The sequence below is a fragment of the Nonomuraea sp. NPDC049758 genome (genome assembly GCF_040674635.1).
Lineage (GTDB): Bacteria > Actinomycetota > Actinomycetes > Streptosporangiales > Streptosporangiaceae > Nonomuraea.
Genome location: NZ_JBFAMZ010000029.1, coordinates 67372 through 79785, shown reverse-complemented (window position 1 = coordinate 79785; position 12414 = coordinate 67372). Strand labels below are relative to the sequence as shown.

The following is a 12414-nucleotide window of genomic DNA, read 5'->3' as shown; positions in this document are numbered from 1 at the left end:
CATGAGGGAACGGAAGAAGCGGGGCCTGGCAGGGCCGTCTCTGACCAGGCTACCCAACACTTCCTCGAACGTGGCTTCGACGAACACCCGATCATCGCTGCCCCGCCGGCGCCATCCACTGCCTGACCAGCCCCCCGACCCCGTCACCTCGCCACCGCCCCCGCCGGCCGACGGCACTCCAGAAGACGCCCGCCCCCTCGCCCCGCCTTGGCCCTGCTTCATGGCGACGGGCATCTCTCTGGCTTGACGGCATGAAAGCGCTTGCCGGGCCGGCCTGCTCTTACAGGGCGTACATCTGCGCGGCCGGCAGCCCGCAAAAGGACGTCCGATCCTTCCGCAACAACAGCAAGATCGACACCATCCAGCCGCTGACGCCGTTGCGACACCGTGATCACGTGCGGTATTGATCACGGATGTCCTTGATACGGGTGATCACGGCCACGGCCGAGCTGCTCGACAAGACCTCGCGCATGCGTCCGGGCCGGTCGTGGGACGATCCCGCGCTGGAGCAGGCGCTGCGCCAGGTTCGGGCCGGACGGCTGGAGCCCGGCCTGGAGCTGGTCCGCCAGGCGCGCGACGACCACGAGGTGCGTGCGCTGCGCGTCGAGCAACTGGGGATCGCCGCCCGTGCCCACACCGAGGCGCTGCTCCGGCTGGCCGGCGACGACCCCGACGCGTTGCTCTGGCTCGGCGCCGCCCGGATCAGGCAGGCATGGGCGATCCGCGGCGGCTCCTACGCCGCGTACGTGGGCGAGCAGCGCTTCGCCCGCTTCCACGAGGTGCTGGCGGACGCCGCCGTCCCGCTGCGGCAGGCCGCCGAGGCCCGTCCGGACGATCCCGTCCCGTGGGAGCGGCTGCAGTGGCACGCGCTCGGCGCGCAGGCCGGCCGGCAGGAGCTCGACCGCCTCTGGGCGGAGCTGACCGCCCGCGCGCCGCACCTGTATCTGGGCCACTACACCCGCGTCCAGGTGCTGTGCGGCAAGTGGCACGGCTCCGACGGCGAGGTGCTGGCCTTCGCCCGCCACGCGGCGGACGCGGCGCCGCCAGGCGACCCGGTGACGGCCGCGCTGGCGCTGGCCCACTTCGAAGTCGCGTGGGGCCGGATCGGCGAGTCGGAGCGTACGGCGCGGGAGATCCTCGAAGGCTACTTCGGCGACCCTGAGGTGGCCGGCCCGCTGGTGGCGGCGGCCGACAAGTGGCGCGAGGGCGCCCGGCCGCATCCGCGGGCGCTGGACGCCGCGCACCTTTTCGGCGCGGCGCTCTACCACGGCGGCCACCTCACCGGCGCGCAGCGCCTGCTGGAGGGCTTGGGCAGGCGCATGCCGGAGAACCAGCCGTGGGCGGTCGGCAGCCTGCTGCCGGGCCGCCACTACGCCCGCGTGCGGCGGGACCTCGGCCTCGCCTGGCGCTAGCCCGGCCGTGCGCGCCGGACCTCGTCCTGCCCCGGCACGTCGGCGCGCCAGGACGGGTCAGGGACGAGCAACGCTCAAAGGGAGGCACAAAGGCCATGAAGGAGACGCCCCTGTGCCTCCTAGGTCGCTTGGACGTGATCAAGGTGTGCCAGGCTCGCGTGGCCCCATCCCTCATGAGGAAGTCGTTGCGTGAAGCGTGTTCTCGCCGGTGTCGCCGCTTTCGCGGTGCTGGCCGTAGCCGTCCCGGCCCAGGCCGCCAAGCAGGTCTACTCGCGCAAGAAGGGCGGCAGCTGACCCCTGGGCGTGCCGTCGGGGTTCGGCTCGCGGCCGATGCGCCGGTCCAACCGCCTTGCGCAGTCGTCCAGCGTGGACCGCGGTCAGAACCACACGTCTGCCGAGGGCGTCTTCCATCCGGTCGGCCGTCATCTGCCTGGGGCAAGGAGGCGTTCCAGCGTCCGTGGCAGGGGATACACCCGCTCGGCGGGGAACAGCCGTCGGGCCTTGGCGGCGTGCCCGGTCTGCGTCAGAACCGTGGCCTTGCGGACCTGCGGGGTGAGGTCGGTGAGGCTGACGATCCAGTCGTCGGTGAAGGTGCGGATCAGGTTGCGGCCGATGCCGACCTGGATGCTGTAGTGGTTCAGCGCCGCTCCGCGCAACGAACGTTCCGGGTCCCACTGGACATGTACGGCTGCCCGGGCCACAGCCGCCGGATCCGCTGTCGTGAGCACGGCCTGGGACAGAGCTTCCTCCCAGCCCTGCCGGGTCATCCGCACTGCGAGAACGCGTTCCTGACCGGCTTTGCGGGCCCAGTTGCTGCGATGCATGAGCCACAGGAACGAGGGCTTGATCCAGGTCATCCTCTGGAACGAGAACGGCGCGACGAAGCGGCCCGCGCGCAGCGCCGCGTCGGCAATCGCAGGTGCATATGCCTGGTAGACCACAATCGTGTCAGCGTCGTAGTCCGCGCGAATCTGGTACTGGCGTGCCATGTGCCGCACCCTGCCATCCGGTGCACTCACATCGCGAAGCCTTTTCGCCTCCGGTCGAAGCGACTCGCCGGCCGCTGTCAGCAGGAGGGGCCAGGACCAAGCGATTCGATCCAGGACGCGAAGTCCGCCGCCACGACGTCGAAGCCCGCAGGCTCCAGATCGCCCAGACCGGAGGAGAACACGGCGGAGTCCGGGTCATCGGCGCGCAGGAGGAATCCGCGGCCACCGCTGTCATCGCCGACGAGAAGGAACCCTGGCGCATACCGCGCGACCTCGTAAGTGGCGTTGCGTTCACCGATGTCCCCCGCCGAGTACACCGCGACACCGGACTCCGTGTACAGGCCGTCCCGCACGCTCCAGAGTGCCACCAGCGGAGCTGGAAGGCTCATCGCCGTCTCGGCCCGCGCCCGCAGGACATCGTCCGGCGTCGCCGCCGGCCTCGGAACCGCCCCAGCCACCCTGCACCCCTCCCGACAGACTCCGGCCCCAACATGATCACCGACGCGCCTGCCCGCAGACGCGGCATCGGCCGCACGATCCCGGAGCGCGACGAACCCCATTGGCCGGCTGATCGCGGCGAACCGAAGCCGGGGTCCCACTGGATGTACTCCTTGGGCAACGGCGGGCCACACCGACACAACGCCGCAACGCGGTCGGTCGCACCAGGAGCTAGAGGCCCGGCCATGCCCCGCGGCGCAACAGGTCGAGGACGAGTGCCGCGATGTTCCATGCGTCGTCCTCGCCGCGGTGATGGCGTCCCTCCAGCGGCAGTCCGGCGATCTGCAGAGCGTGATCCATGCCGGGTTTCCTGCGTAGTCCGTACGCCGCCGCGAACACGGCCTTGGCGTTGGTGTGCGTGCGTTCCGTCGGGTGGCCGAACGGGTAGGCCACTCCGTCGGCCTTACTCTGTCGAGCGAACTGACGGCGGTCGTACTCGCCCCAGCTCGCCCAGGGACGCTCCCCGGCGTCGTACTCCCCGGCGAGGATCCGGCATGCCTCGGCGAAGGTGACCCCCTGTTCCACCTCGGCCTGCGTCAGGCCGGTCAGTTCCGTGCAGAAGTCACTCACCGCCGATCGGACAGGGCGGACCAGGATGCGGTGGCGGGACACCCGGCGCCGCGCCGACACGTCCACGACGGTGAGGCCGATCTCGATGATCTCGTTGACGGAGCCGGGCGGCGGCTGTCCGTCCCAGCAGGTGGCTTCCACATCGATGACGTTCAACAGGGCGGATTCGTGACGCATGGGCCGAGGGTAGGGATGCGCCACGCTCGTTCTTCGGGCGGGGTGGTCAGTTGGGTGGGGTGTGTTCGAGGGTGTAGGTGGTCGCGTCCGGTTCGGCGAAGGCGAGGAGCGCGAGCCCTTCCTCCTCCAGGACGTCCAGAGGCGTCGGCGCGGCGAAGGGACTGATGAGGAGCTTGGCCTTCTTGCCGGACCGCTTGATCTGCCAGGTCCCCGCCGCGAACCCGTCCACCAGGTACGTGGCCTTGATCCGCAGGTTCTTGGTCGCGACCAGCGGCCTGAACTCGTCCGCCAGCACCCGCGTGCGGTCGGCGTGCCCCAGGACGAGGTTGTCGAAGTCGGGCAGGAAGCGCACCGGCGCGGGCACGTCGCCGCCCGGCCGCGGCGCGCCGGGCAGGTCGAACAGTTCGCGTCCCGTCTCGTCGGCCAGCCTGTCCAGCTCCATCCCCTTCATGACGGGCCGCATCCCGCCCAGTCCCGACCAGGTCTGGACGTCGGCGGGGGTGGCCGGGCCGAACGCGGCGAGGTACCGCTCGACCAGGCGTTCCACGCTGGGCGCCGGGTCCAGCTCGACGCCGGGCAGCCCGAAGGCGGACTCGCGCGGGAAGCTCCACCGGTCCTGCGTCGGCACCATGACCAGCGGCGTCATCATGCGCACGGCGTAACCGAGCACCCGCTCGTCCGCGCCGGGGAACTCCTTCAGCAGCAGGGGCCGCAGCTCGTTGAAGGTGAGCGGCCCGTCGGCGAGCAGCCCGTCGGCGACCGCGGCGACGGCCTCGAAGTCGACGCCCTCGAACCGGCGCGCCGCGGCGGCCAGCATGGGACGCAGCACCGGCCGGAAGGACGCGTAGTCCTCCGCCGTCACCAGGTGCAGCGTGGCCCGCATCATCGTCGCCCGCACCAGGCCGCCCGCGTGCAGCGATTCGTGCAGGTCGTCGCGCCGGAAGCCGGCCAGCCGCGTCCACACCCCCAGGTAGGGCGGCCGCGGCTCCTGCGCCTGCAGCCCGGCCAGCCGGTGCACGACGTCGGCCGGGCGGCCCTCGTGCCGGGCGAGGAGGTGCTGCCGGGCCAAGGTGGCGCGGTTGAGGTCTCTGAGGGTGAGCATCTACTTATCATGCCTTTCCCCCTGGAGTCCGTACGTTCCTCCTATCCTGCGCTTTCCGATGGTTTCGCCTACCTTGACGGCGCGGCCGGCACCCAGACGCCGCAGCCGGTGATCGACGCCATCTCCACCGCCTACCGGGCCGGGCTCGGCAACGTGGGCGGGGCGTTCCCCGCCAGCCGCCGGGCGGACGAGATCGTCGCCGCCTGCCGGGCCGCCGTCGCGGACCTGGTCGGCGGCCGTCCCGACGGCGTGATCCTCGGCCCGAACATGACGACGCTGACGTACCGGCTGGCCAGGGCGCTGACCGGGCCCGGCGACGAGGTGGTGGTCTCAAGGCTGGACCACGACGCGAACGTGCGTCCCTGGACCCAGACGGGCGCCGCCGTCCGCTGGGCCGAGGTGGACGCGGTGACCGGCGAGCTCCCCGTCGACCAGTACGCCGACCTGATCGGCGAGCGGACCAAGGTCGTCGCGGTGACGGCGGCGAGCAACATCCTCGGCACCCGTCCCGACGTGGCCGCCATCGCCGAGCTGGCCCACCGCGCGGGCGCCCTGCTGTACGTGGACGGCGTGCACGCCACCCCGCACGGCCCGGTGGACATGCGGGCGCTGGGCGCCGACTTCTACGCCACCAGCGCCTACAAGTGGTCGGGGCCGCACGTGGGGGCCGTCGTCGCCGACCCGGCGCTGCTGGAGACGGTCCGCCCGGCCAAGTTACGGCCCTCCCCCGACACCGTGCCGGAGAGGTTCGAGACGGGCACGTCCGCGTTCGCCGACCTGGCCGGGGTCACCGCGGCCGTCGACCACCTGGCCGCCATGGTCCCCGGCACCGGCACCCGCCGCGAACGCCTGCTCGCCTCGATGGCCGCCGCCGAGGAGCACGAGCTGGAGCTGTTCGCCGCCCTGATCTCCGGCCTGGAGACGATGCCGCACGTCACCCTGCTCGGCAAGCCCGCCAGGCGCACCGCGACCGCCTACTTCACCGTCGCCGGGCACACCCCGCGCCAGGTCGCCGAGCATCTGGCCGGGTTGGGGGTGAACGTCTGGAACGGCCACAACTACGCCTGGGAGCTGACCGGCGCCCTCGGCGTGCGCGACTCGGGCGGCGCCGTCCGCGCGGGCCTGGTCCACTACAACGACCGCTCGGACGTCGACCGCCTCCTGGAGGGAGTGGCCGGCCTCTCCTGACGGGCCCTCGGCCCGTACGGGCGGGGCGTGAGATCCTGAGGGGATGCTGCCCCCGATCGACGTGCTGCGCGAGCAGGTCACCGCGCATCTCGCCGCCTTCGACCGCCGGGAGGTGCCGCCCGTCCCAGGGGTGCGCCGGGCGGCCGTGACGGTGTGCGTGCTGGAGGACGCCGAGCGCGTCCCGTACACGGTGCTGATCCGCAGGGCGGCGCGGGGGCGCAACGCGGGGCAGTGGGCGCTGCCGGGCGGGCGGCTCGACGACGGCGAGCTGCCGGTGGAGGCGGCGCTGCGCGAGCTGGCCGAGGAGGTGGGGGTGACCGGCGTGGCGGTGGCCGGGCTGCTCGACGACTTCGTCGCCGACTCCGGGTTCGTGATCACTCCGGTGGTGGCGTTCGGGGGCCGTCAGGAGCCGGTGGGCGACGCCCATGAGGTGGCCTCGGTGCACGGGGTGCCGCTGGAGCGCTTCCTCGCGCCCGGCGTGCCGCGCTGGCAGGGCGAGCTGCTGCAGATGCCGCTCGGGCCGGACATCGTGATCCACGCGCCGACCGGGGCGATCCTGTGGCAGTTCGCCGAGGTGGCGCTGCGCGGGCGCGAACAGCGGGTGTTCGACGTCGCGCAGCCCCACTGGACGAGAACCTGACCCACCGGCCCCTGGAGAGGGCCGGTCAGAAGGGGCCGGTGAGTTCGCCGAGCTTGCCGGTCAGCTCCAGGTTGGCCGCGTAGTCGACGGGCACCGCGATCACCGACACCGTCTCGTCGGCCAGCGCCTTGCGCAGCGTGGGCAGCAGCTCCCCGGCGCTGGTGATCCGGTAGCCGCGGGCGCCGAAGCTCTCGGCGTAGGCGACGAAGTCGGGGTTGCCGAAGCGGATGCCGGAGTGGCGGCCGAGCTCCAGGTCCATCTTCCACTCGATCAGCCCGTACGCGTCGTCGACCCACACCAGGACCGTGATCGGGACGCGCTCGCGGACGGCCGTCTCCAGCTCCTGGGAGTTCATCAGGAACGCCCCGTCGCCGGTGGCGGCCAGCACCTTGCGCTCGGGGAAGGCCAGCTTGGCGGCCAGCGCCCCGGGCACCGAGAACCCCATCGAGGACAGCCCGTTGGAGACCAGCATCGTGTTGGGCTCGTACGTCGGGTACATGCGGGCCATCCACATCTTCACCGCGCCGGTGTCGGCCAGCACGATGTCCTGGCGGCCCATGGCCTCCCTGATGTCGGCGACCACGCGCCGCGGCGACAGCGGGAAGCCGTCTTCCGAGCGCCCCTGCTCCAGCTCCTCGCGCATCAGGCGGCGGATCTTCTCGCCGGTGCCGTTGAGCTCGAAGCGGCGCGGGACGGCGTCGGCGAGCGCGTCCAGCGACCGTGAGATGTCGCCGTGCACGCCGACGGCCACCGGGTAGTGGTCGTCGACCTCGGCGGGGAACCGGTGGAGGTGGATGATCTCCTTGTCGCGGTTCGGGTTGATCTTGACGGGGTCGAACTCCTGCAGCTCGTAGCCCACGCTGATCAGCACGTCGGCCTCGTCGAAGCCGAAGTTGACGTAGTCGTGCCGCATGAAGCCGACCGCGCCCAGCGCGTGCGGATGGTCGTCGGGGAAGACGCCCTTGCCGTTGAACGTGGTGGCCACCGGCAGCCCGAGCCGTTCGGAGAAGCGCACCAGCGCGGCGGCGGCCCCGGCCCGGCCGGCGCCGTGCCCGGCCAGCACGATCGGCCGGCGCGCGCGGGCCAGCACGTCGGCCGCGCGGGCGATCTGGGCGGCGGAGGGGTCCTGGGGGCGTACGACGTTGACCGGCAGCGGCCCGAGGTCGGCCGGCACGGGAGCCGACTCGACGTCTTCGGGGATGGCCAGGTAGACGGCGCCGGGCCGCTCGGTCTGGGCGGTCTTGAACGCCTTGCGGATCATCTCGGGCAGGGCCAGGGCCGTGGGGGCGAGGTCGGCCCATTTGGTGATCGGCCGGAACAGCGACACCAGGTCGACCACCTGGTGCGACTCCTTGTAGATGCGGTCGAGGCCGACCTGGGCGGTGATCGCCACGACGGGGGTGCTGTTGGTGGTGGCGTCGGCCACGCCGAGCTGCAGGTTGATCGCGCCGGGGCCGAGCGTGGCCGAGGCCACCCCCGCCTTGCCGGTGAGCCTGCCGTAGATCTCGGCCATGAACGCCGCGCCCTGCTCGTGCCGGACGAGGATGTAACGGATGGAGGAGTCGTTGAGCGCGTCGACGAAGTGGATGTTCTCCTCGCCGGGGATGCCGAAGACGTACTCGACGCCTTCCGCCTCCAGGGCTCGCACGATCAGATGGGCCGCGTCCGCCTGCGGGGACATGGTTAACGCCTTCTTCCATGAGCGACTGCGTCCCTGACAGCACCCGGGAGGCGCGCTTCATTCCGGGACGCGGCCCTGTGCCCGCGCGACGGCGGATCTCACGCGGGCACAGCGGGTCAGGAGCCCAGCGCGCGCGTGGCCAGCGCGCCGAGGACCATGCCGACGACCATGCAGGCCGCGGCGGCGATGGCGGCCCACCTGCCCAGGGACTCGCCGCGGGTGTGGCCGACGATGCCCAGCACGATGCCGGCCAGGCCGAACAGGATCGGTATGAACAGGATGGCCACCGCGGCGCTGACGAACCCGATGATCGACAGGACCTGGGCGCCCTGCCGCTGCGGCGGCCGGGCGTAGGGCGGCGGCTGCGGCCGGCGCCCTTCACGCGTGTGCTCGTCGTCGCCCGGGGGCGGGTCTTGCGAAGCGGTCATTCTCCGGCTCCCTCGTGAAGTGAGTCACATCACACACCAGAGCCGGAGGCCTGTCGAGCCGCCGAGTCCCGACATCTGCCCATTTCAGAAGGGTTATGACGGGCGGGAAAACTGAGGGGGAAGGGGTTCGGCGTGGACGACGTCGAGCCGGGAGACCGCGCGGGTGAGGGCGACGTACAGGCGGTTGAGTCCGCGCGGCTCGGCCGCGACGACGGCGGCCGGCTCGGCGAGGACCACGTGGTCGTACTCCAGGCCCTTGGACATCGAGGCGGGTATGACGCTCAGCCGCTCGCCGAGGTACAGCCCCTCGTTCCAGAGCGCGCAGGTGATCGCCTCGACGTGCGCGTCGGCCGCGATCACCCCGATCGACCCCTCGAACCCGCCCGCCTCCCGTACGGCCGCCACGACCCCCTTCTCCAGCTCGGCCGTCGCGATGACGCGCAGCCTGCCGTCGGAGCGGTGGGAGCGGGTGGGGGGCACGTCGGCGTCGAGCGCGGCCAGCAGCGTGTTGGCCAGCTCCACGACCACGCCGGGCACGCGGAAGCCGGTGGTCAGCTCGACGATCCGGCCGCCGGGGCTGCCGAGCAGGTCCAGGTGCTCCGGCCACGACCTGGCCGCCCACGGCGTGGTGCCCTGGGCCAGGTCGCCGAGCACGGTCAGCGAGCCGTGCTCGCTGCGCCTGGCCACGGCCCGGCACTGCATGGGCGACAGGTCCTGGGCCTCGTCCACGATGACGTGGCCGTAGCCCCGGGGACGTTCGAGCAGGCAGGCCAGCTCGTCCAGCAGCACCAGGTCGGCCTCGGTCCACTTGGCGCTCTTGGCGCCGCGCGGCGGGCCGGGCCAGGCGAGTGCGGCGCGTTCGGCGTCGGTCAGCAGGCCCTCGGGCGGGGCGCTGAGGACTTCGTGCAGCACGTCCTCGGGACGGACCGCGGGCCAGGTCGCGTCGAGCGCCGGGGCGAGCGCCCGGCCGATCCGGCGTTCCCAGGCGGCGTCGCAGGTCTGGCCGCGGGCCTCGGCCTGCCGCCGCATCGCCGCCACCGTCCTGGCCCTGACGCGTTCGCGGCCGACCCCGTAAGGGAGCGCGGCCCGCCTGGTGTCCTCCACGATGCGGCGCAGCTCGTCCTCGCCGACGCGCCAGCGGTAGGAGCCGTCGGCCACCACGGCGGGCTCGGCGGGCCTGCGGATGCGACCGTACAGCGCGCGGCGCAGCACCTCGGCCATCCGGACGTCGTGCTTGACCGCCGCGGCCGCCGCGGAGTCGACGGCCCGTACGGGGTAGGCGCCGAGCAGCCCTTCCAGGGTGGTCTGCTCGACGTCCACCTCGCCGAGCGCGGGCAGCACGGCCGAGATGTAGCCGAGGAAGGTCCGGTTCGGGCCGAGCACCAGGACGCCGGAGCGTTCGAGGCGGCGGCGGTGGGCGTACAGCAGGTAGGCGGCCCGGTGCAGGCCGACGGCGGTCTTGCCGGTGCCGGGGGCGCCCTGGACGCAGATGGTGGTGTCGAGGTCGGCGCGGACGAGGTCGTCCTGCTCGGGCTGGATGGTGGCGACGATGTCGCGCATGGGGCCGACGCGGGGACGTTCGATCTCGGCGGCCAGCAGCGCGCCGCCGCCCTCCTCCCCCGCGCCGAGACGCTCGTCCTCGTAGCCGGTCAGCGTGCTGCCCGACCAGCCGAAACGGCGGCGCACCTCGACGCCCTGGGGGTCGCGGGCGCCGGCGCGGTAGAAGGCGCGCGCCACGGGCGCGCGCCAGTCGATCACCACCGGCGGCCCGCCGTGCTCGCCGACGATGTGCCGCCGGCCGATGTGGTACGCCCGCCCGCGGTGCTCGGCCGAGTCCTGGCCGAAGTCGAGCCGGCCGAAGAACGGCGGCCCGTCGGGCTCCTCGCTCAGCTCCTTGGCCAGGCTCTTGAGATGGCGGCCGAGCCGCTCCGCGCTGTAGCGGTCGCCGGCGACGGTCTCGCCGACGATCACGTTCTCCCGCGCGCCCTCCAGCATCCTGCGCAGCCCCGCCCTGCACCGTTCGACGTGACGCCGTTCGTCGTCGAGCGTTCCCATGCCCACCCCCAAAGCGTTAACTCGGTTAAGACATTGACCAGGTTAACACTTTGATAGAGTGCGGTCATGACGGGACTGCGGGAGCTGCAGCGGCAGCGGGTGCACGAGGCCATCTCGACGGCGGCGATCGCGCTGTTCCTGGAACGCGGCTTCGACGAGGTGCCGGTGACCGAGATCGCGGCGGCGGCCGGGGTGTCCAAGCCGACACTGTTCAAGTACTTCCCGACCAAGGAGGACCTCGTCCTGCACCGGTTCGCCGACCACAAGGGCGAGGCGGCCCGCGTGGTGCGCGGCCGGGCGCCCGGCGAGCACCCGGTCGCGGCGCTGCGCCGCCACCACCTCGACGGCCTGGCCGCCCACGACCCGGTCACCGGGCTCAACGACCACCCCGAGGTGCTGGCCTTCCACCGCATGGTGTTCGACACGCCCAGCCTGGCCGTCCGCCTGTTCCACCACATGGCCCAGGACGAGGCCGAGCTGGCCGAGGCCCTGGCCGAGAGCATGGACGAGCTGACCGCCGCGCTGCTGGCGGCCCAGGCGCTGGCCGTGCAGCGGGTGCTGGCCCGCCGCACCTGGGCGCGGCTGGCCGGGGGCCGCCCCCTGGCCGAGACGGAGGCCGACGCGGTGCGCGCCGCCGAACACGCCTACGCCCTGCTCATGGACGGCCCCGCCGGCCCCTGAGCTCCGGCGCGCAGGTCACGCGCGCCCCATCCGGCGGGCACGATTACCTCCAACGCCAGAGGCTGTGCTTAACTCGGAAATGCCGATGTGGCTGTGTCCCCCGGGCCGCAAATTACCGCCTTCACGGAATACCGTTCGGCTGGAACCGTGTTGTGCACCTCGCCGAGGAGGCGACCACCACATCGGCCTTAAAGCTTTCCGGGCGTCCCGCTGCCTTAGGGTGGCAAGGTTGACTGCCCATGATCCAGGAGAGCCCGTTGCTGTACGAAGTGGTCAAGTTCGCCGCCGCGCCGCTCGCCCACGCGATGTGCCGGCCGCACATCACCGGCGCCGCGAACGTACCGAGGGTCGGCCCGGCCATCCTGGCGGCCAACCACCTCTCCGTGCTCGACTCCTTCCTGCTGCCCGCGCTGCTCCCCCGGCACGTCACGTTCACCGCCAAGAACGAGTACTTCGACGGCAACCCCGTCTCCGGCTTCTTCATGCGCCTGGGCGGCAGCCTGCCGATCGACCGCGAGAGCGCCCACGCCGCCCAGGCCATGCTCGACGCCGCCGCCGAGCTGCTGGAGCGCGGCGAGCTGTTCGGCATCCACCCCGAGGGCACCCGCTCCCCCGACGGCCGCCTCTACCGCGGCAAGGTCGGCGTGGCCTGGCTGGCGCTCAAGACGGGCGCGCCCGTGCTGCCGGTGGCGCTCAAGGGCACCGAGAAGGTCCTGCCCGTCGGGGCCAAGGTGCCCAGGCCCGCCAAGATCGGCATCTCCATCGGCCGGCCCATGCGTTTCGAGGGCGACCACACCAAGGCGCGCGACCGGCGCCGGGTCACCGACGAGGTCATGGAGGCCGTCCAGAAGCTGTCCGGGCAGGAGTACGTGCCCGCGTACGCCTCCAGCTTCAAGACCGCCAATGGAACGACGTGACCGGTCACCGCTAGGCTCTGACACCTGACGTCGAGGACCAGGGGGCTGACCAGTGGCGCGGGGCCGTACCATCGCG

Annotated in this window: 12 protein-coding genes; 5 read left to right on the top strand and 7 right to left on the bottom strand. The window is 72.4% G+C overall.

The features are described 5' to 3' along the window. Window positions 1-413: 413 nt before the first annotated feature. On the top strand, window positions 414-1412 hold the full coding sequence (locus tag AB0J46_RS46010) for a hypothetical protein (RefSeq protein ID WP_364341909.1): 999 nt from the start codon (window positions 414-416) through the stop codon (window positions 1410-1412). A 422-nt stretch (window positions 1413-1834) separates the two neighbouring features. Here AB0J46_RS46010 and AB0J46_RS46005 read toward each other — a convergent pair whose 3' ends face one another. The 4 genes from AB0J46_RS46005 to AB0J46_RS45990 all read right to left on the bottom strand — a co-directional run bounded on the left by AB0J46_RS46005 (window position 1835) and on the right by AB0J46_RS45990 (window position 4748). Beyond that, window positions 1835-2401 (bottom strand): DUF4291 domain-containing protein, encoded by a 567-nt coding sequence (locus tag AB0J46_RS46005; RefSeq protein WP_364341907.1) that lies wholly within the window; start codon window positions 2399-2401, stop codon window positions 1835-1837. A 77-nt stretch (window positions 2402-2478) separates the two neighbouring features. Then, window positions 2479-2859, bottom strand: a complete 381-nt coding sequence (locus AB0J46_RS46000) for a hypothetical protein (RefSeq protein WP_364341905.1) — start codon at window positions 2857-2859, stop codon at window positions 2479-2481. 211 nt (window positions 2860-3070) lie between these two features. Then, window positions 3071-3670 (bottom strand): 3'-5' exonuclease, encoded by a 600-nt coding sequence (locus AB0J46_RS45995; protein WP_364341903.1) that lies wholly within the window; start codon window positions 3668-3670, stop codon window positions 3071-3073. Between the two features lie 22 nt (window positions 3671-3692). Further along, on the bottom strand, window positions 3693-4748 hold the full coding sequence (locus tag AB0J46_RS45990) for a winged helix DNA-binding domain-containing protein (RefSeq protein WP_364341901.1): 1056 nt from the start codon (window positions 4746-4748) through the stop codon (window positions 3693-3695). A gap of 9 nt (window positions 4749-4757) precedes the next feature. Between AB0J46_RS45990 and AB0J46_RS45985 the strand changes: the two genes are divergently transcribed. Beyond that, on the top strand, window positions 4758-5936 hold the full coding sequence (locus tag AB0J46_RS45985) for a cysteine desulfurase-like protein (protein ID WP_364341899.1): 1179 nt from the start codon (window positions 4758-4760) through the stop codon (window positions 5934-5936). Between the two features lie 43 nt (window positions 5937-5979). After that, window positions 5980-6576 (top strand): CoA pyrophosphatase, encoded by a 597-nt coding sequence (locus AB0J46_RS45980; protein ID WP_364341897.1) that lies wholly within the window; start codon window positions 5980-5982, stop codon window positions 6574-6576. Window positions 6577-6601: 25 nt separating this feature from the next. Here AB0J46_RS45980 and AB0J46_RS45975 read toward each other — a convergent pair whose 3' ends face one another. From AB0J46_RS45975 to AB0J46_RS45965, 3 genes are all read right to left on the bottom strand, one after another. Beyond that, the gene (locus AB0J46_RS45975) at window positions 6602-8257 is read right to left on the bottom strand and encodes an acetolactate synthase large subunit (RefSeq protein WP_364341895.1); all 1656 of its coding nucleotides are present in this window, start codon (window positions 8255-8257) and stop codon (window positions 6602-6604) included. A 116-nt stretch (window positions 8258-8373) separates the two neighbouring features. Next, window positions 8374-8685 carry a hypothetical protein gene (locus AB0J46_RS45970; RefSeq protein ID WP_364341893.1) on the bottom strand — a complete coding sequence of 104 codons (312 nt, stop codon included), beginning with the start codon at window positions 8683-8685 and terminating at the stop codon, window positions 8374-8376. A 93-nt stretch (window positions 8686-8778) separates the two neighbouring features. Then, complete coding sequence (locus AB0J46_RS45965) at window positions 8779-10740, bottom strand: ATP-binding domain-containing protein (protein WP_364341891.1); 1962 nt, start codon at window positions 10738-10740, stop codon at window positions 8779-8781. A gap of 66 nt (window positions 10741-10806) precedes the next feature. Here AB0J46_RS45965 and AB0J46_RS45960 point away from each other — a divergent pair, with 66 nt between their 5' ends. After that, window positions 10807-11421, top strand: a complete 615-nt coding sequence (locus AB0J46_RS45960; RefSeq protein WP_364341889.1) for a TetR family transcriptional regulator — start codon at window positions 10807-10809, stop codon at window positions 11419-11421. A 239-nt stretch (window positions 11422-11660) separates the two neighbouring features. Beyond that, window positions 11661-12338, top strand: coding sequence for a lysophospholipid acyltransferase family protein (locus AB0J46_RS45955; RefSeq protein WP_358299153.1), 678 nt, complete (start codon window positions 11661-11663; stop codon window positions 12336-12338). Window positions 12339-12414: the final 76 nt, after the last annotated feature.